The organism is Chitinophaga sp. 22308 (genome assembly GCF_052045305.1).
GTDB classification, from domain to species: Bacteria; Bacteroidota; Bacteroidia; order Chitinophagales; family Chitinophagaceae; genus Chitinophaga; species Chitinophaga varians_A.
The window spans coordinates 52,478-75,561 of sequence record NZ_JBQEOP010000008.1 but is presented as its reverse complement, the minus strand read 5'-3'; the positions used below and the strand labels follow the sequence as shown (position 1 = coordinate 75,561).

Below are 23,084 nucleotides of genomic sequence, written 5' to 3'. Positions count from 1 at the left end.
TGTCTGTTCCGGCGCGCTGGGGCAGGCATTTTTTATTGCCCTTTTCCCATCACGTCCAGCACTCCTTTTTTCAGTATCCGTACACTTTCTGCTGCTTCTTCCTGGGTAAAATGCCCAAACCCCAGCCGCATGGCGGTAAGGTCTTTATGCTGATACAACAGTGTTTTAGGAATAAAGAGATTATTCCGGGCGCAGGCTTTCCCCAGCTGCATCAGGTTAATGGGGCGTTTCCAGCGTGTCCATACGGCGAGCCCGCCTGCCGGCTTGCGCAGTTCCATGAAATCCTGTAGTTCTTCCTGCATCACCGTTACAATATGGTCGCGCCGCTCGCGGTATACTTTGAGGGATTTTTTCAGGTACCGGTGGATCTCTCCTGACTCGATCATTTCGCCGAGCACCTGTTCCATGAGCACATCGCCCTGCCGGTCGATGATGCCGAGATGTTTGCGCATTTCGGTCATGAGGTTTTCCGGAGCTATGATAAAACCGGTGCGGAAGCCCGGTGCGAGCGACTTTCCGAAGGCGCCGGTATATACCACCATGCCGTTGGTATCGGCGCTGGCAAGGGGCAGCACCGGACTGTTGTCATAATGGAAGTCATAATCGTAATCATCTTCCAGGATGACGAAACCAAATTCGGAGGCCAGGTGCAGCAGGGTTATGCGGCGTTCTGCGCTAAGCGTCACCGTAGTAGGGTAGTGATGGTGTGGCGTAATGTACAACATGCGGATGCGTTGCCTTTCGCAGATGCGGCGCACAGCGTCTACATCGATGCCGTCTTCATCTATGGGTACCGGGAGTATGCGGGCGCCGGATTTCTGAAAGATCATGTTCACCGAAAAGTAGCTCAGTGACCCCACCAGTACCGTGTCTCCGGGAGACAACAATATTTCCGAAGTAATGTACACGCTCATCTCCGTGCTGCGGGTGATGAGGATGTTGTCTTTGGATATGTGCAGGCCGCGGGACTGGTTCAGGTAATTGGACAGGTGTTTTTTGAAAAACTCACTGCCATCCTGGTTGTAATAGCCCAGTTTGCGGTGGTTGCTTTTTCGTTTGAGATGCCCGCTGTAGAGGCTGGACAGGTGGCTTACCTGCGTAAGGCGGATGTCTGGCGTGCCGTCGTTGAACACATACTCGCAGGAGGAGTGTTCAAAGGGATTGTCGAGCAGGCTGGACTTGCGGAAGTCGAAGCCCGTTTCTTTGGGGTACCGTGCCAGCGGCGTGTCCGGCGTACTGCGTATTTTCTGTGGCCGGCCGGCTGTTTTCCCGATGATAAACGTGCCTTTGTTGGGCCGCGTTTCTATCCAGCCCTGGGTGTCCAGTTCCTCGTATACTGCCACAATGGTATTGCGGTTCACTTCCAGTAGTTCGCTTAGTTGCCGGGTGCCGGGCAGCTTGGTGCCAGTCACCAGGTAACCGCGTTGAATGGCGTTGATCAACTGGTGCGCGATCTGGAGGTAGATGGCGGTCGTCGACTGCCTGTCAATATGCACAAAACTCCTATAAGGGACCGGACTGCTCATGCTGGTAGAAATATTACTATTAAATGGTCCGGCAAGTTATCTTATTTCCGCTTTATTATCTATTTATATTATTTTATATAATATTTATAAAGATGATATTTAGTCTATAGGGAGATGATTGATCCTGTTTTTGACGCCGGGTGCCCGATGATGTATTTGACCGGACTAGCTATCATATCAAAACTGGCCCAGTTGAATCATCCGGTAAGCGGTTACTTTTGGCTGGAAACGAATGACATATGCAAGATATACTGCAACATATCGTTGGGCACAACGACCTGCACGCTAAATGGCTGAACACCCTCTCTTTTATGGAGAATGCGGGCGCCCGCAAGATCTCGGCCTGCGAGCATCCTGCGCTGGTGGATTTTATCCAGCTGAAACATGCGGCAGAAGAGCACCGCCATGCCTATTACCTGAAAAAACAAATTGCCAAAGTAAGCGCAGATACTTGTAAGACCTACCAGTTGCACGAGCTGCTGGCGCCGCATCAGACACGGCATTACCTGCACCAGCTGGACATGCAGGCCTGCCGCTATCTGAAAAATACTTTCGGGCTGCATGGCAGTGAGCTCAAATATGCCGCCTACCTCTTCGTGACCTATGCCATAGAGGTACGGGCCGATGCCCTGTACCCGGTATACCAGGCCGAACTGGACAAAGCCGGCAGTAAGGTGATGGTCCGCTCCATTATCATGGAAGAAGAAGGCCACCTGGAAGAAATGATCCGCCAGTTACAGGATTTTGCACCGGACTGGGAAGTACATGCCCGGCATGTGGAAGGACTGGAACAGCAGCTGTTTGACGGCTGGCTGGCCGCCATCGGGCAGGAACTGGCGCAATACGCATAAAGACACTTACATAACGAGTTAAATTCAATCAGGAAGCATGAACGCAACAGCTATCAGAAACGACTGGACCCTGGAAGAAATCCAGGCCATCTATGACCAGCCCCTGCTGGACCTGGTTTATCAGGCAGCTACCATTCACCGCGAATATCACTCCGCGCGCGAAATACAGGTGTGTACCCTCTTGTCCATCAAAACAGGCGGATGCCCGGAAGACTGTTCCTATTGCGGACAGGCAGCCCGGTATCACACTGATATCAAAGTACAGGCCTTGCTGCCCACAGAGACAGTGATCGCGCATGCACAGAAGGCCAAAGACAACGGTTCCACCCGTTTTTGTATGGCTGCAGCATGGCGGGAAGTAAGGGACAACCGCGACTTTGACCGCGTCATCGACATGGTGAAAGGCGTCAACGACCTGGGCCTGGAAGTATGCTGCACGCTCGGCATGCTTACGGAAGAACAGGCCATCCGCCTGCAGGAAGCCGGCCTACATGCCTACAACCACAACCTGGACACTTCAGAACAATATTATAAAGAGATTATTTCCACCCGCAACTTTGATAACCGCATCAATACCATCAACAACGTCCGTAAAGCCGGTATCACCGTGTGTTCCGGCGGTATTATCGGTTTAGGGGAAACACACCGCGACCGCATCTCCATGCTGCTCACGCTGGCCACGATGCCCAAACATCCGGAATCTGTGCCCATCAATGCGCTGGCCCGCGTAAAAGGCACGCCGCTGGAAGACAATCCCAAAGTGGACGCCTGGGACATGGTGCGGATGATCGCTACTGCACGAATCGTTATGCCGGCATCCACCGTGCGCCTTACGGCCGGCCGTATCGAAATGACAGAATCTGAACAAGCCTGGTGCTTTATGGCAGGCGCCAATTCCATCTTCACCGGTGAGCGGCAAACCCTGCTGGTCACACCAAACCCCGGCGTGACGGAAGATATGCAAATGCTGCAAAACCTTGGCCTGCAGCCAATGCCCAACAAAAAAGAAGTATCTGCCTGCTAAAAATATAGCAGGATAACCATACCTGAAAAGCCTGTGCACTACGCACAGGCTTTTTGATTTATATGCCTGACTGCCGCAAATTCGTATATCCTTTAACGGTACAAAAGCCAATAACCTGAATTCGTTTCATTATCGTTTCACCAGGTATGAATGTATGGGAACTCATTTCTCCGGCAACTGCCGAAAGGGATTTTTATTTGGTTATTTCAGTACAAAAAAGTAGGGGTATAACTAAAACGTATAAACGATATTTATTTAGTTTGAAAAAATATTATGTGATAAGCCAGTAGATAAGGTAAAGGGGTGTAGCAGATTTTTTTATATTCGTTCCAAATGTAGTGCAGTGGCTTGTTTTGGAGGGGTGAACGAAGGGCGTTTTTTTCTCTTGGCACAGACTTTGCAAATAGCCAGCCTGTTCTAACAAAGGTACCTTGATTGTTAACAACTTTAGACGTGTTATACATAGAACAGATTAAATAATTTAACCCAATACTAATTGTTTATGAAGATGTTTACGAAATTTGGGAAGTCTGTCATGATGACTTCATCTGTACTTGCATTATCTGGCGTTGCTTTTGCGCAGGACCAGGACAGTACCCTGAAAAAAGATCGTGTTGTTCCCTTCAATGGCGTAAAAGATTATCGTACGTGGTCTGTAGGTGCGTGGGGCGGTGGTTCCGCAGCTTTTGGCCCATTTGGCGGTCCCTACTACTTCAATAATTTCGATTTTAAAAACGTGGGCTTTGTATATGGTGCGTACGTGAAAAAACAAATATTTCACAACTTTGGCCTGCAGGCAGACTTCATGCGCGGACAGGTGAAAGGCGCTACCAAAGCATCGCAAACATTGACTGATATCAATGGTGCTCCGTTAGCTGGCGGCATCAAATCCTTCCAGACAGACATTGACTGGTCTGCCTCACTGAGCGGTGTGTTCAGCCTCGGTTCTGTTAACTGGATCAACAAACAGAGTTTTGTGATTCCTTACGTATCGGTTGGTGCCGGTGCGATGGCCTTCAAACCTACCGTTACAGCAGCAGACGGCACAGAAACAGCTGTAAAAACAAGCGGTGGCAAATCCACTCATACTGAAATGTTCATCCCCGTTGGCGTAGGTGCCAAATTTGTAGTGGCCCCGGGCGTAAACATTGACCTGGCCTATAACACAAACTTCGTGAACAGCAAAGTGTTCGACGGTGTGAACAGCGGTAACAAAGACAAGTTTTCCACTGCTAAACTGGGCCTTGAATTTGCCCTCGGCAGGAAAAGAAAACCACAGCTGGCTGTTGTAAACCCTGCTGCGCAACTGGCAGAAGACCTGTGGACCAAAAACGCGGCGCTGAAAACCTCCCTGGCAGAAAGCGATGCCCGTAATCAGGCTGCCATCGGCCAGTTGAAAGATGAAATCGACGGCATGAAACGTGATACTGATGGTGACGGCGTTCCTGATTACCTGGACAAATGCCCGAATACTCCTGCCGGTACAAAAGTAGATGGCGCTGGTTGCCCGCTGCCGGCTCCTGTACAGGTGGTGAAAGAAAAAGTTATCGTAACGGAAGCTGACAGAAAAGTGGTAAAAGACGCGATCGACAACCTGGAATTTGATCTGGGTAAAGCCACCATCCGTCCTAACTCTTTCTCCAGCCTTGATAAGGTGGCCAACCTGCTGGTAGAGAAAAACTTCAGCCTGAAACTGGCCGGTCATACCGATAACACCGGTTCTGCAGCCACCAACATGCGTCTTTCCAAAGGACGTGCAGAAGCCATCAAATCTTATCTGGTATCAAAAGGCGCTAACCCTTCCAGGATTGAAGCTACCGGCTACGGCTCTACGCAGCCTATCGCCACCAACAAGACTGCCGAAGGCCGTCAACAGAACAGAAGAGTGGAATTTACTTTGTACTAATCTTCTTATAACATCCATTTTTTAACTTGCCTTCAAAGTAAAAAGCTGTTCCTGTTACGGAACAGCTTTTTTTGTACCTTGTAAAAAACATTGTTTCCTGCTGCTATGACCATTGCAAGAGATAAACAAGCTTATGCTGTGCTGACCTGTGTGTTGTTTTTAAACCTGCTGCTGGACCTGGGCGCAGGCGTTAGTAAAGACAGGCCCATATCCTCATCTGACAGAAGAACGCCCCTAAATTGTATATATGAACAAGTATTTGTTTGCCCTCTTAAGCTTCCTGACAGTAGCCCGCTGGGTATCAGCACAAACAATATCCGCCGTTAATTCCCCGGTTTGGGTAAAGTTTGGAGTCATGTCTATGAACGTACGTGCCACCTATAAAATCACCGCTCACGAACTGGTACGCTGCCGGCTGGACACCAATGGTCCTGGTATTGATTCCTCTGTGGTAAAGCAATCAACTGAACAATGGCAGCGAAGCCGTTTTATCATCGATAGTATTCCTGAACTGTTGTTCACTGCCGGCCATACGGCCAGATGGGGATGTCTGTATTGCCATGACCAGCCCGCCGTTTTGATAGAGCTGGGATTTAATAACCGGCCATCACTGTATTACCAGATTGATTCAGATACAAGCGCGTTGCCGGTGCCTGTCCGGAAATATGTGTACGAGGTGCTGCTACAGACCAGTCGTTTGTTGGCATCCCCGCTTCCTATCCGCAAAGAACTGTAGCCGGTTTCCGCCGAGAGATTTTTAGGTGGCGGATTTGTGTGCATATTTATTTTTGTATTCCACAGGCGTCATGCCGGTGATACGCCGGAACACTTCCCGGAAGGTTTGCATGTCTGTATAGCCGGTATAGACCATCACTTCCTGGATGGACCGTCTTCCGATTTCCAGCTGTGTTTTGGCGCCTTCAATCCTCACGTGTTGCACGTATTCCGCCACGGTATGACGAGTGGCTTTTTTGAAGCGCCTTTCAAACGTACGGCGGCTCATATTGAACCGAACGGCCAGTTCATCGACGGTAAACTTTTCCCGGTAGTGCTTTTCTATATGGGCCTGTGATGCTCTGATCACATCATCGTCATGGTCTTTCAGGCCATGGAAGACGATAAAAGGGGATTGCACGTTCTTGTCCAAATCGACCGCGAAATACTTCGCTGTATAAATGGCTGTTTCGCGGCCTGCATATTTTTCCACCAGATGCAGCAGCAGGTTCCAGTAAGCGTTGCCGCCGCCGCTGGAGTACAGGCCTTGCTGGTCAGTGATCATCCTTTCATCCACCACTTCAATAGCGGGATAGTAGTATTTCAGTTCATTGGCGCAATACCAGTGTGTGGTGCATTGCCTGCCTTTCAATAAACCGGAAAAAGCCAGCAGGAACACGCCAGATCCCAGGCTGGCCACTTCCGCGCCTTCCTTGTATTGTGAAGCCGCCCAGAGGATGTATTCCCTGTTGAGCATTACGGCGGTGCTCATATCGCCGGTAAGCGCCGGAATAATGATCAGGTCCGCGTCGGTAACCGAATCCAGTAATACATCCGGGCGAACAGAGAAAGCGCCGCGTTCATATTGTACTTCAGCCGTAAGTCCGGCCAGCTGTATCCCGAAGATGGCAGGCTTTCCTTTTTCTGTCAGGAACTCGTTGACCATATCAAACAAATGCCGGCAGTCGGCGATAGACGCCACCAGCGCATTACGGACCGTAAGGATATATATGTTGACCATGCCGCAAAGATAAGTACTGCAAATGACGCAAATGCCTGCCTAAGGTTGTCGTATTTGCCCTTTAGAGAGATGGTGTTTGGTTTTACCTTTGTGTATCATAAAAAGAAAACACCATGCAGGCTATGACCACCTACTTTAATTTCATGGGCAACACAGAAGAAGCCATGAACTTCTATAAAACGGTTTTAGGTGGTGAGATCACCTCACTTTCCCGTTTTAGCGATATGCCAGGCTCCGAAAAAATGCCGGCGAACGAACGTAATAAAATCATGCACATGAGCCTGACGACTAAAAGCGGTGCGGTGCTGATGGCCACGGATTTCCTGGAATCCATGGAACAGAAACTGGTGTTGGGCAACAATATACGCCTGGTGATCAATACCGGTTCAGAACAGGAACTGGAGCAGTTGTTCGAGACCCTGTCTGCCGGTGGCAAAGTGGAAATGCCTGTTAACAAAACATTCTGGGGCGCTTATTTCGGCATGTGTGAAGATAAGTTTGGCATAAAATGGATGCTGAATTACAATTACCCGCAAAACAGTTAAGTTATTTCACCGGAAAAAGAGAATAGGGCGGCTTTATATAAGCCCCCATTCTCTGGCTCTGTTTAGCAGTGACACGGTATTATTGACTTTCAGTTTTTGCATCAGGCTGCGGCGATGGCTGTCGACGGTGACAGCACTGATGAAAATCTTTTCACCGATTTGTGGGGAGCTTAGTCCCTGTGCAAGCCATTGCAGCACTTCTTTTTCCCGGCGGGTAACGGGCGGCATTTCCGTGAGCGCGTCCGCGGCCAGTCCGGTCAGCACCTGTTGCACGCCTTCGCCGAAGTAAATACCACCGGAGGCCACAATCTGGATAGCTTTTTCCAGTTCCTCCATGGGCGCGCTTTTCAGTACATAGCCGGAAGCTCCGTTGTTGAACATGCGCAGTATCACACTTCTTTCGCTGTAATTGCTTAAGCCCAGAATACGCAGGTCCGGCGTCGTTTTCCGGATAGTGCTGCAGAGGTCTACGCCGTTGCCGTCCGGCAGGTTTACGTCCAGCAGTAGAATAGATGCCGGCGTATGTTGTACCATCGCCATGGTTTCCGCTGCATTGGCGGCGGTGCCGGCAATACGGAAATCATCTTTGGTCCGCAGAAAAGAGCGCAGCCCTTCTGTAATAAGCGGATGGTCGTCTGCAATCAGGATATCGATCATGGTCTGCATTCTATATTGATCACTGTCCCGCCGTTTTTGCGGGAGATGATCTCGGTTTTACCATTTAAATAATCCACGCGTGCCCGAACGTTCGTTAGTCCTGCGCCGGTATAGGCCGCAGCGGTGTCGAAGCCGGCACCGTTGTCTTCTACCGTGATCAGCAACAGGCCCTCCTCCAAAGTGGCCTGGACCAGCATTTCGGTGGCGCAGGCATGCCGTACCACATTAGTGGCCAGTTCCTGGATAACCCGGTATACCATCAGCCGGGTGGTATTATTGGTGAGCTGTTCCAGTCCATAGTGGTGGAACCGGACCTGTAAACCGGACTGCCGCACGGTGTCGAAGAAATCTTTCAGTGCTTCTGTGAGGCCGTACCGTAACAGGGTTTCCGGCATCATATTCCTGGAAATCTGCCGCAGGTCGGCGATAGCTGTTTCCAGTCTGCGGGCGGAAGTAGCTACGGCTTCCGTGGAAGGGCGGTGGGTGATCTGGTCCAGCTGGATCTTTAAAGCGGTGAGCGTGCCGCCGAGGCCATCATGCAGGTCGCGCGCCAGCCGTAGTCTTTCCTGCTCTTGTCCTTCCAGCATGGAGGTATATGAGGTGATGCGCTGTTGCTGCCGCACTTGTTCCAGTTCCTGTCGTATGATTTTTCTTTTGTTGCGATAATAGAAAATAAAGAACAGTACGCCCAGTAACACCAGTCCGGCGAGGCTGCCCAGGAGCAATTGACGGTTGCGCGCCTGTTGCAGTGTTTTCTCCTGTGCTTCACCGGAGGCCTGCAGGGCCAGTATTTTCTTTTCCTGTTCCAGTGTCCGGTGCCGGATTTCCAGGTCATTGATACGGACGTCCATTTCCTGTTGCCGCAGGCTGTCTTTGAGCGGCTGGTATTGTTTATACAGGGCCAATGCCTGCAATGGATGTCCCAGCTTGTCTTCCAGTTCGGCCATGTCTTTCAGGCCATTGAGCCGGAAGTAGGGGAGCTTGTCTTCCTCTCCCATACGCTGCAGCGTGGAAGCGGTGGCCAGCGCGGCTTTCCATTGATGTTGCGCTTTTTGTTGCTGTAACAGCGCGGTGTAATAATTGAACAGGTTGGGGCGGTCTCCGATTTTATCGATGACCGTGCGGGCCTGCGCGAGCAAGGTATCTGCAGTGCCGTAGTGTTGGGTGCGGCTGGCGTACATGGCGGCATAGATGTAGTAGGTGCTCCATTGCCGCGATGATGGAAGCTGATCGAGCAGTAACCGCGCTTTGTGCAGGTACGCCGGCATGGCGGCGATACTGTCCATCTTATACAACAACGTGGTCATATCGATATAGGAGCCGGCTGTATTCTCTTTTGCGCCGCTTTGTTCCGCCATGGCGATGTTGCGCAGCATGTAACGGTAGCCTTGTTCATAGCGGCCTATGTTGATCATTTTGGAAGATATGTTGTGCAGGCATACTGCGAGCGCGGCGGAATCGTGCAGTGCTTCGAATTCCGGCACCAGGGATGTAAGCAACGCCAGCTCACGGTCGGCAAGCCCTTTCCGGCCCAGGGCCACTGACAGGTTGCCCGTGGCTTTTGCGCGCGTTCTGCGTGCGAGGGTGGTGGTATCGTTGTCCAGTAGTTGCCGGGCTTCTTCAAAAGAACGAATGGCATCGTCCAGATGATTGGACCGCATCAGTACAGTTCCCTGCATGGCAACGGCTTTGGACTGGTAAAGGCGGCTGTTGCCCCGGCGGCTGACAGTTACTGCTTCCTGTGCGTACTGTTGCGCACTGTCTGCTGCACCCGCCCGGGAACTGATGTCCGCCAGCTGAAGGAGTATGCTGGTGCGACCGGTATCGGTAGTGCTGTGGTGAAGTAACTGCCGCAGACTGTCCGGCGCCTGCCGGCCAAGTGCCGGCCTGGTTAACCATAAAAGCAATATGACCGGGGCTAGATAGTTTTTCATGGTCGGAGGATTGAGGGCAATAATACAAATATAGCGGGGAGGGTGGACATACGGCATAGAAATTCCGTAAAATCAGGGAGATGAAAATCCGTACATCCACGAATTGACCGGTGATGGCTGGTGGCAGATATTTGTAACGCAGCTCCTTTTGGCTGTTAACCCTTCAAAGTCACCCATATGAAAACGACCATTCTTTCATTGATCCTGCTGTGTTTCCTGGTTTTACCGATGGCCTGTTCAAAAGACAAAAACGGCGGTATTGCCGGAGGCGGGGGGCAGGGAACACTTTATTATGCTGCCTTTAAGGGGTTCATGAAACTGGACCTGCGCAGCGGACAGCAGCAGCAGTTGATAGACATCGGCAGTATGTCGCACCAGGAGCGTTTTGATGTAAGTCGCGATGGCGCTGAAATAGTTGCTTATGAAGAAAGCCTGTCATCCGACCAGGTGCGCTTCACCATTTATAACAACAGCGGGCAGGTAGCGGCTTCCTTTCAGGTGAGGCAGTATGTCAATGGCGTTCCGCGGATTTCTCCCGACAAAAGTAAAGTGGCGGTTATCTGGCAGCCGGCCAGCACTTACCCCCGCAAATTTGTGGCGGTGTTTACCCGTAGCGGGCAGCAGGTAGCTGGTTTTGAAGGGGTGTCAGATTATGCCTGGCTGCCGGATGGCCGGTTGGTGATGACGGCGCCCGGTGGTTTTTACCTGAGCAATCCGCAGCTGACCAGTGCTTCCCGTATTGCAGACGTGAGCCGGTTCGCTGACGTGCCCGGACAGCTGGATGTCTGTCCTGACGGGGCGTCGGTACTGTTTACGAGTAACTATCATGTCTGGGTGATGAACCTTGACGGCAGTGGCATGCGGCAGCTGACCACCAGCGATGTAAAGGAGTGGTACCCTGCATGGTCTGCCGATGGGAAAAAGATTTTTTTTACCCTGGACTGGAGTGGTAACTGTAAAGAGGTCCGGGTAATGGATGTGCCGGGGCAGACAGTCTCCATTGATCCGCATTCAGACGCGGTGGCGCCGCGGGTGCTGTCGGATAATAATCGTATATGCAGTGCAAGCCGGCCGATGGTGAGGTGATCATTTGTTTGGATAAGAGGGAGGCAGGCCGGCGCTGAGAAGTTGCCGGCCTGTCCTTATTTTATCCAGGAGTTTGCTTAGCTGTACAGCTTCCTGATCGTTCAGGGCAGCGTATACCTGGTCCGGTTTGCAGAAGGTTGTTCGCCAGACAGGCGCCAATGCAGCAGCTGGCATCGGTTTTACCGGTGAAATGATGGTTTTTACCGATGGTCGTATGTATTTCAGCCGGAAAATGTTTCGGATATAATTTAATCGGATGTACCTTTGGAAGCCTGATAAAATAATGAAACCATGATCTACGAATAATACCAAAGCCAACGGAAAGAGATGAACCATGTAGTCTTTTCCGCGTTAGTAAATTATCTGCAGGAATACCGGCAGGAAAAATATGTATCGTTGTTACCGCGCCTGTGATGACCCTGGAATAAGGGAAGCAGTATTCTCTTTTCCGGCCTGCAACGTATTTTTTGTTCCCCTTTTTTTGAAACAACATCTGTTTATTTGCAATTCACTACTATGCATACCACTTCCAAAAAAGCTGCTATCAGCTTTATTTTTATCACGTTGTTGATCGATGTGATGGGTTGGGGACTGATCATTCCGGTTATGGCTGATCTGATTGCCCAGCTGAAACACATTCCGGTCAACGAAGCCAGCACCTACGGCGCACTGTTGTTATCTGTTTTTGCCATCACGCAGTTTTTATTTGCACCGGTAGTAGGCAACCTGAGCGACCGTTATGGTCGTCGTCCGGTACTGCTGCTGTCCCTGTTGGGTTTCGGTATTGACTACATCATTCTAGCCCTGGCGCCCCATTACTGGTGGCTGTTCATAGGCCGGGTGATAGCCGGTATTACCGGCGCCAGTTTTACCACCGCTACGGCCTATATCGCGGACATCAGCACCGATGAAACTTCCAAAGCCAAAAACTTCGGGCTTATTGGCGCTGCCTTCGGCCTGGGCTTTGTACTTGGCCCCGCACTGGGTGCCCTGCTGGCCACCTGGGGCATCCGGGCACCGTTCTATGCGGCAGCTGTGCTTTGTCTGCTCAACTGCCTCTACGGTTATTTCCTGCTCCCCGAATCGCTGAGCAAAGAAAACCGCCGGCCGTTTGAGTGGAAGCGGGCCAATCCTTTCGGCTCCCTGAAGTTCCTGACCCGTCACCCGGAAATCGGGGGACTGGCATTCAGCTTCTTCCTGATTTACCTGGGCAGCCAGTCGGTACAGGGCAACTGGAATTTCTTCACCATCTACCGTTTTAACTGGAGCGAGAAAATGGTGGGCATCTCCCTGGCCGTGGTAGGCGTACTGGTGGGTGCCGTCCAGGCAGGGCTCACCAGGGTCATCAACCCTAAAATCGGAAACGAAAAAAGCATCTACCTCGGTCTCTCCCTATACGCCCTTGGTTTATTGCTTTTCGCATTCGCCACACAGGGATGGATGATGTTTGCCTTCCTGATCCCTTACTGCCTCGGCGGTATCTGCGGACCATCGCTGCAGTCGGTGATTTCCGGCCATGTGCCGCCCAATCAGCAGGGCGAGCTGCAGGGCGCGCTGACCAGCCTTATGAGCCTCACCACCGTGGTAGGCCCGCTGATCATGAACAGCACCTTTGCCTATTTCACCTCCACCCGGGCGCCATTTTATTTCCCCGGCATGCACTTCCTGATCGGGGCCGTATGCATGATGCTCAGCGTCATCATCACTTACAAAGTGCTGACACGCGAGAAGAAAGAGAACCCCGAACTGGCCAGTGTCATCAAAGGTTCTGCTCCGGTAGGGGAAACGCCAATGCATTGATATCATAATGATTATTCGTCTGATAAGCCGTTTCCTCACAGGGAAACGGCTTTTTATTTTTAAGAAAAGTGGCTGTACTGTTAAAACCTTAAAAGTTATTGTACTTTCGTAGACAGAAAGATTTATATATAATGAAACCGTTGTTACAGAACCACCCTCGTGAGTTTAATTTCCCTGTCAAGGCCAAGTGGAAAAACTTTGAACAATTCAAAACACAACAGCCTCTCCTGTATGCTTTTGCCATCCTGCTGTTCTCCTTTGCCGCGCTCGATTTCTTTTTCGTGGTTCTTTTGATACAGAAGCTGATCAAAGAACCGGCGCCCCTCACCGGTCCGCAATGGATAGCGGTCATCGCTTTTGTTGCATTGACCAGCCTTTTCCTGGTAATAGCCTGGTACATGTGCCACCTGCCCGTAAGGGAACAACAACGCTACTATAAAGCTACCGGCGCCACCTGGCTGAGTGAAGATAAAAGACAGGCGCTGCGGCTGGAGCTCGTCGATATTTACCGCGGCGGCTACTGGAGCGAAACGCTGGAATACTATCCGCTGGCGGCGTTACAGGGACCGGAAAAATACCATACTTTCCGGCCGGCTGATGCCAACCTCTATAAAAAAGACCTCGATCAGAGCTGGGGCATCCTTACAACGGAAAACTACCGGAAAGTGGCCCAACAACTGCTGACGACCGGATATCATGCAGAGTCTTTTACCATGACGATGTCGTTGCGGAATGCCGATAATGAAGTGAGTAAACGGTTGGCGGCGCTGACCAATCTGCCGGAGTCCTATATCCTGTCCTGCCTCGAGCACCGGTCCAACGGCCGCCCGCCTAAACTGATCTGGGGCTACGAATGCTGGCGGCTCATCGTGATCTCCCGGGACGCCTATATGGCCGGGCATATTACGGCAGAAGAAGCCTGGAAAAATATCCTGCAGGCAGCCGACTATGTGTATGAGTTATTCGACAACTTTGAAGATTTCAATAATAACTACCGCCTCGGGAACGCTTTCTGGAGCAATGCCTATGAAGTGTCCAACCAAAGGACCGTTGCCTACGAAAACTTCCTGGAAAAATGCGACTGGCCCATGAAGCAACTGCCATGGCCTGCGCCTAAAGGTGTAACGCTTCCTGCCGCTATGGCTACCGGTTATGCAACTGAACTGGCCATCGCTAAAAGCATGCAACAGCAACCAGGAGGACTGAATTGATCTCAAAATTTATTTAGCTCCTGTTCCCGTCCGGTGAACAGTTGTCGGACAAATAAGAGTAACTGTTCGCCTGCAAAAGTGAGTGTTGACTCATGAGAGCCGTATATTAACCAGTTGTAGTTTTCATCACAGTAAACAGTTTCATAACAGTCTGTATCGAGTTCGCTGCAGGTGATTTCCGCATCGGTATGGTCTTCTGTTATTTCGAACAGGTGCGGCATGGCGTGTTGGCAAATATAATTACGGAGAGCGCTTCGGTTTGCCGGGGTTAGTGCAGATTGTGCAACAAATAACGTATTAGACGGTATATTGCCTGTTAGCGGCGCCCAGTAGCCACCATTATAATGCCAGCGTTCCAATAGTTGCTGCCGGACAGCACTGCTTTCTTCTTCGTTTAGCCGCCTGCGATAGGGCAGCGGCACTACCTGTGCCAATGCCTCCGGCGTCAGGCTTTGCAGGTACTGCACAAAATGCTCCCGTTCTTCCTGCATGGCTGCTATGGCGATTGGGTGATCGCTTTCCGTGAACAATGACTGGGCGGTAAAGCCTATATGGGACAACGTTTCACGACAGGCCTCCGGTGAAGGGAACGTTTTACCTACCAGTTTTTCGACATTGTCTGAGATGGCCGCCAATACCTGGTAGCGGGGAAACAGATTGTAATCCTGATCACTGTAGGAATAAACAGGATTGTTGGCGCCGGTACGTTCATTCGCATAGCGCCTCGCCCATCGCCCATGATGTTCCTTACAATAGCGGCGTGCCGCTGTGACCAATGCTTCTGTTAAAGTCATATAGCAAGTTAATGAATTGCCGGCTGATGGAGAAAGACACGATGATCAGGTATCTGCGATTTTGGCGGTGAGGAATTGTTGCTCCTGTTGTGCGGCGGTTAACTGGCGGGCCTGCTCAAAACAGGCCACTGCTTTGTCTTTCTCGTTCATCCGTTTGTATATCTCACCCAGTACGGCGTGGTACAGATAATAACGGTTCAGCTGGCGGTGATGCTGCACCCCTTCAAGAGATTGCAGGGCTGCGGGAGCGCCTGCATATTCGAGCAGTGCCACGCTGCGGTTGAGCAGTATCACCGGGTCTTTGGTGAGTTGCAGCAGCGCGTCGTAATAGGAGAGGATCATCTTCCAGTTGGTGGCTGCATAGTCCGGTGCCATACAATGTTCATACGCAATAGCCGCTTCCAGGTGAAAAGGAGAGAGGGTAGTGCCACTGGCGGCTTTGTTGAGCCATTCGTTGCCGGAAGCGATCAGTGCTTTGTCCCACTGGCGGCGGTCCTGCTGCGACAGGGGAATGATGGTGCCGTCGGCCTGCAGCCTGCTGCGGATGCGGGCGGCATGGAAACAGAACAATGCCATGAGCGCACTGGTACGCGGCCGCCTGGTATGTTCATGTTCCAGCAGCGACTGGCACAGGTAAATCGCCTGCGCGATAATATCTTCCCGTACCAGCTGTTCATGTTGCGTGGCACTGTATCCTTCATTGAAGAGCAGGTAAAGGCTGTTGAGCACGGCGTCCAGTCTCCCGGAAAGCTGTGCCGGTGGCGGGATGACGGGCCTGATATGATTGGTACGGAAAAATTCCTTTGTCCGATATAATCGTTTGGAAATAGTGTCTTCAGATGTGAGGAAAGCCCGGGCGACTTCGCGGGTACTAAAACCGCACAGTGATTTCAGAATAAAAGTAACCTGGTTTTCCGGCGAGATATCGGGATGACAACAGGCGAACATCATCCCCAGAAAATCATCGTTGATAGCCTGGTCCTGCCAGTACTGGTCAAAATTGTCCGCCTGCGCATATCCCGCAGCGGGCGGCAGTTCCACCTGACTGGAAAAGTCAATGTAGTACTGGTGTTTTTTTCTGCGGATGATATCAATGGCTTTGTTTTTTGCCACGCGGAAAAGCCAGGCTTCGGGGTTATCGGGGATACCGTTGAACTTCCATGTTTCCAGGCCGCTGAGCAGTGCGTCCTGTACCACATCTTCCACGAGGGTATAGTTTTCCGGACCGAATATTTTCACCAATACAGCCACCATCTTTCCGGACGCCTGTCTGAAAAGATGGTTGACTGCCTGATCAATATGGGAGGATGCACTCATGAATGATGAAGCTGCCTGATGCCGCGTATTTCAATGGTGCAGCCGCGGGCAAGGCCGGGGCAACCCCTGGTCATTTCAGCGGCTTCAGCTGCGCTGTTGGCACGTAACAGGATGTATCCCGCCACGAGTTCCTTGCCTTCTACTAGCGGTCTGTCGGTGACGGTGGTGCTGTTGAGCACTGTCAGTCCCTCTGATTCGAGGTTCTGGCCACCGATGTAGTTGCCGGACGCCATAAGGTCGCCCATCCATTTCTGCCAGTGCTGAAGCGTTTGCTGCATTTCCTGCGGCGAGGCGTTTCCCAGGTCTTCTCCACCCCGGATGATCAATAAAAATTCCTGCATGTGGTTATACTTTTTCAGGTGTTTTCAGTTGTCCTGTGATGCTGGCGGGGTTGAACGCGATGTGTTCAGCGGCGATCTTCCCGTCTTTTACTTCCAGCAGGTCTATCCAGGGGAAAACCACTTTGTTGCCGGTGGCCGGAATACCCGCGAATTCACCCTTATGGATACCTTCCCAGCGACCTTTGATGGTGACGTAATTTCCTTCTTCCAGCACCAGTTCCAGGAAGTAATGCCCGTCGAAAGCTGCAGACCGGCGTTCCATCATAACGAGGTGGCCGGCGGTGTTCAGCGGTTGTTCGGTGGCCGGGTTGTAAAAGAGGTGGTCCTCTGCCAGTTGTTGGCGGACTGCATCGAAGTTATTGTTATTGATGCTTTCAAAATACTTTTTTACGATGTCTTTGTTTGTCATAATACTTGATTTTGTAACTATGACGTAGCGGGTTACCCCGATTTGGACATCATCAGAAAAAAAATGCTGAGATTATTATAAAACATTGATTTCGTTGATCCTGGCTTCCAGGTCCAGTTCCACATGAATGGTGGTGCCGGCTCCGGGTTGTGTGTCCAGTTCCAGTTTACCATTGAGATAGCGGGCACGGTTTTCCATGCTGGACAGTCCGATGCCAATACGTTGTGGTCTTTCGGGATTAAATCCTTTGCCGTCGTCTTCCACGGTGATAAAGCAGATGTGGCCGTTCTGGCTGCATTGTACCAGGATGTTTCTGGCTTCCGCATAACGCAGGGCATTGGAAAGCGCTTCCTGTACGATGCGGTAGATGGCCAGTTGAGCGGAAACGGGCATGTCTTTCTGCATATCGAAGGCTTCAAAATGAATGGCTGTCCGGGGAGACTGCAGTGAATCGCACAGTTCCTGCAGGGCTGTCTCCACGCCGAAGCGGGCGAGCGTTTCCGGCATCATATTATGGGCAATGCGGCGTACTTCCGCCACAGCATTGTCTACCTGCGGGATAATTTTTTCCACTTCATCACTGGCCGCTGACACGCCGCTCAACTTGATCCTGATACCGGATAACAGGCCACCGAGGCCATCATGCAGTTCGCGGGCCACGCGGCGGCGTTCGCGCTCGGCGCCTTCCAGCATGGCTTCCGTGGCCACCAGCTGTTGCCGTTGCTGCATTTCCTTTACCTGCTGACGGTGGTTGACTTCTTCCTGAACGGACAGTTTTTTCTGGTTGCGGTAAAACAGCCAGGAGAAGGCTGCCAGTATCAGGAGGATAAAGGCCACGGCGCCCAGCAGGCCGTTGAACAACCGCTGGTTCCTGGCTTTGGCGGCAGCTTCTTTTTTTTCGGATTCCAGTACAGCTATTTTCTTTTCGTGTTCTGCATTGCGGTACTGGATTTCCAGTTCCTCCACCTGTCGGCGCACCGCCTGGTTATTCACGGTGTCGTTCTGTTCATTATGCGCCACCATCATGTCGTAGGCGCCTTTATAATCTCCCAGTCCGGCCATGGTTTCAGCCATTTCTTTTTTCAGCGTAAGTTGATTTTTCTCATGACCGGTAAATGTCTTGTCGTCTGACAGGGCCACCAGTATGGCTTTGGCCTCCCTGTACCGTTTCATGTCTTTCAGCAGGGAATATTTTTCGTAGAGCAGGGCGCTGTAGCGGTGGCCCTGGTTCAGATGCCGGGCTGCTTTCATGCCGGCGTCTATCGCTTCGAGTGCGGCCTCGTATTGTTTCATCCCGCCATAATACTGCGCCACCGTTGTATAGTAGAGGGAGGTGTAGGCCCTTTCTTCTCTGGACTCCGGCATGGCGGAGATAATATCGAGATTTTGTTTTGCCTTCGGCAGATCTTTTTTATAGATATAACAGCTGGCCATCCGGAGATAGTTCCAGATAATAAAATCATCTTTCTGTCCTTCTTCTTTATAACGGTTGATGGCTTTTTGCTGATACTGGATGGCTTTGTCGTATTCGCGTTCGTTCATGAACGCTACGCCTACCGCGGAGTAGTACTGGGGCAGCAGCCCGTTTTCCTTTGATTTTTCGCCATAGGGAATGCAGCGTTCCAGAATGATGCGGAGGAATTCTTTATCGTGGCCCCTGCGTTGTTCTATAAAGGCATAGTTGTACCACAGGCGTGCCCGTTGCCCGTAGGCGGCGGGCGTAGACAGCTTTTCAAAGATGCGCTCCGCGTCCATCAGCCGTTGTTGTCCTTTGTCAAAATCATCCACAAATACGCTGGCGTTGGCACGAACGGAGGCTAGCAGGCCTTCGTAGTAGGGCTTGCCCTGGGCGAGGGGAGCTACTTTGTCCAGTATGGCCATGGCCTTAACGGTATCAGTATACACCCAATAGCCGGACAGCTGTACTGCGGCCCTTATCTTTTCACTGTCCGTGCGCGCTTTGGAAAAAACGGCCCCGAGGCTGTCGATATACCTTGTATCGGTCGGACTTTGCGCTTTCAGCGCTGCGGTGAAAAAGATACAGCAAAGAATAAGGATGGTTCGCATGAGCGTGGTTCATTCAGGGTATAAAAATAGGCAAAAAGCGATTTGTCTGGCCCGTTGAGCGGTTAAGGTGGCCATAAACCGGCAGATTTACTATCTTGTAAAACAAATGAACAACCCGAAATAAATATGACGATCAACAAAATTTGCGCAGGACTGGCCCTGGTACTGCAACTGGCAGTGGCCGGACATGCATCTGCACAGACTACTCCTCCTGTAATGGACGTGACCACCGGCTTGTTGACCTGGGTCAAACACTTAAATAATGATGTTGATAAATACTATAAGCCTGAGAAAGGAGAGGACCTGAGCCTGCACCTCAAAGGACTGAAGGAGGATTTGCAGGTATATATGAAGACCCGGAAAAAACTGTCCGACAGTTTGTTTCGTAATAATATCACCCCCGGGAAAAAGGACCCGGACCGGCTGGAAGACCTGAAGGCAAAAATGAGCGCTGTCATGAACCACATGCGGGATGTGAACGACCTGGTGAGCAATGATCTGCGCAAAGAGGGAGACAAGCTGAATGAAGAAATGTATGAGGCGCTGTATGGGCAGCAACCCCGTTATCTTTCTTTCCTGGAAGCTTTCCTGGATGGTGCAGAAGTCACTAAAAAAGATCTGGCCGTAGACGGCAGTGTTCATACGCAGCGGTTGGAAGAGTGCACTGCACTGATTGCTTCCCTTCAGGACAAGATAGATCGAAAACCCAAAAAATAGGGCACAGATGCAAGCCTGGCAAGCCTGCCGTCGGATACAACGTTTTGTTAATATTTGCCGGATGTTTGCTTATGTTTTGATCCTGTCTTAGATTGAGCTGGAAATGAGCACTTTTTACCCGGTTAGATGGCTGATATTATTCCCGTTACTGTTCCTGCTGCACCAGGCGGCGAGCGCGCAGTTACGTGTGAGCGGAACGATATACGACCGCTCCGGCCGTTTCGGTATGCCGGGCGTCAGTGTGATGAGCACTTCCGGCGCCGGCACTGTCACTGATTCCATGGGGCGTTACAGCATTCGTCTCACCCTGGCAGATTCCCTCAGTTTTTCCTATCAGGGCAAAGCCACTATGAAGTTCCCTGTCAACGAGATCCATCCTAACAGGCCGTTTGATATGAAGTTGCATGTGGACGTGACCACATTGCCTACCGTAGTGGTTTCCACGAACCGGTTAAAGGACTATTCCGCAGACTCCGCAGCATTCCGGGACGAATACCGGAAGGTATTCGATTATGCGCCATCGTTACTTGGCGGCACCAGCGGTCCCGGAGGCGTAGGTATCAACCTGGACATGATCTTCAATGCGAAAAAAGTAAAGCGCATGGAGGCTTTCCGGGAGCTGTTGGAACGCGATGAACAGGAAAAATATGTGGACCATCGTTTTAACAAGGCGCTGGTGAAAAAGATCACAGGTCTTGAATCACCAGCGCTGGAAGTGTTTATGAAACAGTATCGTCCCACGTATGCGATGTTCAGCTATTTCCGCAACGACTACGAATATTACCTGTATATCCGTGACAATGGCCGCCAGTTTGCCAAAGTATGGGCGCTGGAACATCCTGCCGTAAAAGATCCTGCCGGACTACAGATCATACCGGGGCATTAGTTAACCTGCCTTCCGGATATCATCGATATTCATCGGTCCCCTGAAATTATTAGGAACACCGATGATAATATCCTTTACATCAAAGTAAGGAGCGGCGAACGTTTTGGATTCGCGCAGATATCCTATGAGATAACCAAAGTGTTCCAGGTTGTCGGTTTCGATGATCATAAAATCAGAAACCTGTGCATGGGTAAAATCACAATCAAACAGCCGGACGCTGCATTGATCTGCAAACTTGTCAAGAACAGGCCTTACTTCTGTTTCCACGAAGTGATCACGTTCGGGCCGGGATTTTGTCAGCCATTGCGCAGTGGCTTTTGCTGTGAGGATAATTGTGTAATGCATGATGGTAAAATTGAAACACAAAGCTATTCCCGGCGTCGCTGAAACCCGTTGACATAGGTAAAGAAATCAGCTGGCAGATAATTTACGACGGATGCGGCTCAGTTGCGTAGGGGAGATGCCAAGCCAGGAGGCGATATGGTATTGCGGGACCTGTTGTTCCACGTCCGGAAAAGTTTTACGGAAATTAAGGTAGCGATGGGTGGCGTCATACAATGCCAGTTCTATTTCCCTTTGTTCTTTCTGCACGAAGACCGATTCCGCCCATTTACGGGAGAAACGTTCCAGGTCGGGGCATGTATCGTATAACTGGATAAACTGCCGGTAGTCTGCCACCCATATGCGTGCCCGGGTCAGTGCCTGCTGGGAGAACAGGGCAGGACGGCCGCTGACCAGGGAGGCATAGTCTCCGAAGAAGGTGGGTGCGGAAAAGAGGACCTTGTTGTATTCCTCGCCGTTCTCTTTCCGGTAAAAGCCGCGTACGATGCCGCTTTCCAGGAAAGCCATGGTCCTGGCGATTTCACCTTCGCGTATGAAGAAGCTGTTTTTGTCCAGCGTGGCCGGTGAGAACAGGGGAATGACCTGTTGCCAGGTGGTTTCCCTTAAAGGGTAGAGTTGTTCAAAGAAAGAACGGAACGATTCCATAGTATGTCTTCTTATAAAAATGAGGACGAATGAAACATTGGTTTATTGTTTTAAATATTTTTTTTTATCTTTGCACCGCTGCTGACATCTCTGTAAGGGGCAGATGTACCTACCCACGCCCCACGAACTAATCTTTTTTACCCAAATTAAAGAACATGCGAGCTATTGCATTCTATTGTGATGCACATAGTGTTGAAGATAACGCTATGGAGCAGTTGCAGCAGTATTCCCAAAAACCGTTTGTTGACAACATCTGTGCGTTTACAGACATTCATTATTGCGCCGAGAAGGCCCTGCCTGTGGGCGTGGCTTTTAAAACCACTGATTATTTTTACCCGTTGATCACGGGTAAAGACATTGGCTGCGGCGTGATGTATCTTAAAATAGATAAACAATACTGGCTGCGGCCGTTCGATAAAAACGCCCACTACCGCGCTTTTGCGCAGGCGCATACCCAGATGACCGATGATGGCCTGGGTGGCGGCAACCATTTCCTTTCTATTGAAGAGGATAACGAGGCCGTATATATTATTTGCCATACCGGCACGCGGGACAGGGGCATTGCGCTGTATCAGCATTGTATACAGCTCACCCGTGATTTCTCGCAGGCATACGGCCGCGATGTGGACTATGTGCACCGCGATTTTGTACAGCCGGATTTTATCCGGTATTATCAGGACATCCTGCAGTTTGGCTATGAGCGGCGGAAAAACTTCTGCATCAAGACGTTGATCTTTTTGCAGAACGCCAATTACCTGGTCTGCAATAAAGCGGCCATTGACAAAGGCTATCTGACGCACAGCTACCGCGACCAGCAGGAGGAAGGTGTGTTACATGGAACACCGTATATACTGGAAGATTCCATTCACAACCACCTGCGTTTCTCCGGGAAAGAAATTATACACCGGAAAGGCAGCACAGAACTGCAGCAGGGCAAAACCGCGGTGATTCCGCTGTCGATGTCCAGGGGCAGCCTGCTGGCCAAAGCGGGCTATCTGCCTGGTGCGGCGGATGCGCTTTATTCCTGCTCCCATGGAGCAGGCAGGAAACTGTCGCGTTTTGAAGCGATGAAATATTGGAAGACCGTACTGAAGGAAAAACAACGCAGGGCTTATAAGGAGCAGTTCAGTGAACTGCTGGACAGGTCCGGTAATTTCCCTTCCGGCTATATCCAGGAGTTTGATTTCGCTTACAAGGACGCCTCTGATGTTTTCAGGCTCCAGCCTTACCTGCAAAAGGTAACGCAGACCACACCGGTGGTGACGGTTAAATACACGGAAATTTAATAATC

The 23,084-nt window shown here is 50.9% G+C and carries 23 protein-coding genes; 11 read left to right on the top strand and 12 right to left on the bottom strand.

Going from position 1 to position 23,084, the window contains the following annotated elements; genetic code table 11:
* Positions 1-32 precede the first annotated feature (32 nt).
* A complete protein-coding gene (locus ACTJJS_RS28815) occupies positions 33-1,526 on the bottom strand; it encodes a PLP-dependent aminotransferase family protein (RefSeq protein ID WP_440667020.1) in 1,494 nt (497 codons plus the stop codon).
* Positions 1,527-1,765: 239 nt separating this feature from the next.
* Between ACTJJS_RS28815 and ACTJJS_RS28810 the strand changes: the two genes are divergently transcribed.
* The 4 genes from ACTJJS_RS28810 (at position 1,766) to ACTJJS_RS28795 (ending at position 6,043) form a co-directional block, all read left to right on the top strand.
* On the top strand, positions 1,766-2,377 hold the full coding sequence (locus ACTJJS_RS28810; protein ID WP_168873750.1) for a hypothetical protein: 612 nt from the start codon (positions 1,766-1,768) through the stop codon (positions 2,375-2,377).
* Positions 2,378-2,414: 37 nt separating this feature from the next.
* A complete protein-coding gene (gene bioB / locus ACTJJS_RS28805; protein WP_168873751.1) occupies positions 2,415-3,401 on the top strand; it encodes a biotin synthase BioB in 987 nt (328 codons plus the stop codon).
* 502 nt (positions 3,402-3,903) lie between these two features.
* A complete protein-coding gene (locus ACTJJS_RS28800; RefSeq protein ID WP_440667017.1) occupies positions 3,904-5,307 on the top strand; it encodes an OmpA family protein in 1,404 nt (467 codons plus the stop codon).
* 247 nt (positions 5,308-5,554) lie between these two features.
* The gene (locus tag ACTJJS_RS28795; RefSeq protein WP_440667016.1) at positions 5,555-6,043 is read left to right on the top strand and encodes a hypothetical protein; all 489 of its coding nucleotides are present in this window, start codon (positions 5,555-5,557) and stop codon (positions 6,041-6,043) included.
* 21 nt (positions 6,044-6,064) lie between these two features.
* Here the strand turns inward: ACTJJS_RS28795 and ACTJJS_RS28790 are convergent, their stop codons facing one another.
* On the bottom strand, positions 6,065-7,042 hold the full coding sequence (locus tag ACTJJS_RS28790; protein WP_168873754.1) for a GlxA family transcriptional regulator: 978 nt from the start codon (positions 7,040-7,042) through the stop codon (positions 6,065-6,067).
* A gap of 113 nt (positions 7,043-7,155) precedes the next feature.
* Between ACTJJS_RS28790 and ACTJJS_RS28785 the strand changes: the two genes are divergently transcribed.
* Positions 7,156-7,587: a VOC family protein gene (locus ACTJJS_RS28785; protein ID WP_440667014.1), complete on the top strand. Its 432-nt coding sequence runs from the start codon at positions 7,156-7,158 to the stop codon at positions 7,585-7,587.
* A 33-nt stretch (positions 7,588-7,620) separates the two neighbouring features.
* Here ACTJJS_RS28785 and ACTJJS_RS28780 read toward each other — a convergent pair whose 3' ends face one another.
* Complete coding sequence (locus ACTJJS_RS28780; RefSeq protein WP_440667012.1) at positions 7,621-8,244, bottom strand: response regulator; 624 nt, start codon at positions 8,242-8,244, stop codon at positions 7,621-7,623.
* Entirely contained in the window at positions 8,241-10,178 is a 1,938-nt protein-coding gene (locus ACTJJS_RS28775; RefSeq protein ID WP_440667010.1) for a sensor histidine kinase, read from the bottom strand. Before ACTJJS_RS28775 ends, ACTJJS_RS28780 begins: the two co-directional genes overlap by 4 nt.
* 177 nt (positions 10,179-10,355) lie before the next feature.
* Between ACTJJS_RS28775 and ACTJJS_RS28770 the strand changes: the two genes are divergently transcribed.
* On the top strand, positions 10,356-11,264 hold the full coding sequence (locus ACTJJS_RS28770) for a hypothetical protein (RefSeq protein ID WP_440667008.1): 909 nt from the start codon (positions 10,356-10,358) through the stop codon (positions 11,262-11,264).
* A 61-nt stretch (positions 11,265-11,325) separates the two neighbouring features.
* On the opposite strand, the gene ACTJJS_RS28765 is transcribed toward ACTJJS_RS28770, so the two are convergent.
* On the bottom strand, positions 11,326-11,757 hold the full coding sequence (locus tag ACTJJS_RS28765) for a hypothetical protein (RefSeq protein ID WP_440667006.1): 432 nt from the start codon (positions 11,755-11,757) through the stop codon (positions 11,326-11,328).
* Between the two features lie 23 nt (positions 11,758-11,780).
* Here ACTJJS_RS28765 and ACTJJS_RS28760 point away from each other — a divergent pair, with 23 nt between their 5' ends.
* Positions 11,781-13,064: a TCR/Tet family MFS transporter gene (locus tag ACTJJS_RS28760; RefSeq protein ID WP_168873759.1), complete on the top strand. Its 1,284-nt coding sequence runs from the start codon at positions 11,781-11,783 to the stop codon at positions 13,062-13,064.
* Positions 13,065-13,195: 131 nt separating this feature from the next.
* Positions 13,196-14,275: a DUF1266 domain-containing protein gene (locus ACTJJS_RS28755; RefSeq protein WP_440667003.1), complete on the top strand. Its 1,080-nt coding sequence runs from the start codon at positions 13,196-13,198 to the stop codon at positions 14,273-14,275.
* 2 nt (positions 14,276-14,277) lie between these two features.
* Here ACTJJS_RS28755 and ACTJJS_RS28750 read toward each other — a convergent pair whose 3' ends face one another.
* The 5 genes from ACTJJS_RS28750 to ACTJJS_RS28730 all read right to left on the bottom strand — a co-directional run bounded on the left by ACTJJS_RS28750 (position 14,278) and on the right by ACTJJS_RS28730 (position 19,203).
* A complete protein-coding gene (locus ACTJJS_RS28750; protein WP_440667002.1) occupies positions 14,278-15,069 on the bottom strand; it encodes a hypothetical protein in 792 nt (263 codons plus the stop codon).
* A gap of 45 nt (positions 15,070-15,114) precedes the next feature.
* Positions 15,115-16,386 carry an RNA polymerase sigma factor gene (locus ACTJJS_RS28745; protein ID WP_440667000.1) on the bottom strand — a complete coding sequence of 424 codons (1,272 nt, stop codon included), beginning with the start codon at positions 16,384-16,386 and terminating at the stop codon, positions 15,115-15,117.
* Complete coding sequence (locus tag ACTJJS_RS28740) at positions 16,383-16,727, bottom strand: YciI family protein (protein WP_440666998.1); 345 nt, start codon at positions 16,725-16,727, stop codon at positions 16,383-16,385. Before ACTJJS_RS28740 ends, ACTJJS_RS28745 begins: the two co-directional genes overlap by 4 nt.
* Positions 16,728-16,731: 4 nt before the next feature.
* Positions 16,732-17,136, bottom strand: a complete 405-nt coding sequence (locus ACTJJS_RS28735) for an ester cyclase (protein WP_168873764.1) — start codon at positions 17,134-17,136, stop codon at positions 16,732-16,734.
* Between the two features lie 75 nt (positions 17,137-17,211).
* On the bottom strand, positions 17,212-19,203 hold the full coding sequence (locus ACTJJS_RS28730) for a tetratricopeptide repeat-containing sensor histidine kinase (RefSeq protein WP_440666996.1): 1,992 nt from the start codon (positions 19,201-19,203) through the stop codon (positions 17,212-17,214).
* Positions 19,204-19,329: 126 nt separating this feature from the next.
* Between ACTJJS_RS28730 and ACTJJS_RS28725 the strand changes: the two genes are divergently transcribed.
* Positions 19,330-19,920 carry a hypothetical protein gene (locus tag ACTJJS_RS28725; protein WP_440666994.1) on the top strand — a complete coding sequence of 197 codons (591 nt, stop codon included), beginning with the start codon at positions 19,330-19,332 and terminating at the stop codon, positions 19,918-19,920.
* Between the two features lie 103 nt (positions 19,921-20,023).
* Entirely contained in the window at positions 20,024-20,806 is a 783-nt protein-coding gene (locus tag ACTJJS_RS28720; RefSeq protein ID WP_440666992.1) for a hypothetical protein, read from the top strand.
* Here ACTJJS_RS28720 and ACTJJS_RS28715 read toward each other — a convergent pair whose 3' ends face one another.
* The gene (locus ACTJJS_RS28715; protein ID WP_168873768.1) at positions 20,807-21,151 is read right to left on the bottom strand and encodes a darcynin family protein; all 345 of its coding nucleotides are present in this window, start codon (positions 21,149-21,151) and stop codon (positions 20,807-20,809) included.
* A gap of 66 nt (positions 21,152-21,217) precedes the next feature.
* Positions 21,218-21,793, bottom strand: a complete 576-nt coding sequence (locus tag ACTJJS_RS28710) for a Crp/Fnr family transcriptional regulator (protein ID WP_440666989.1) — start codon at positions 21,791-21,793, stop codon at positions 21,218-21,220.
* Positions 21,794-21,948: 155 nt separating this feature from the next.
* Here ACTJJS_RS28710 and ACTJJS_RS28705 point away from each other — a divergent pair, with 155 nt between their 5' ends.
* Entirely contained in the window at positions 21,949-23,079 is a 1,131-nt protein-coding gene (locus tag ACTJJS_RS28705) for an RtcB family protein (protein WP_440666987.1), read from the top strand.
* The last annotated feature ends 5 nt before the right edge of the window (positions 23,080-23,084 follow it).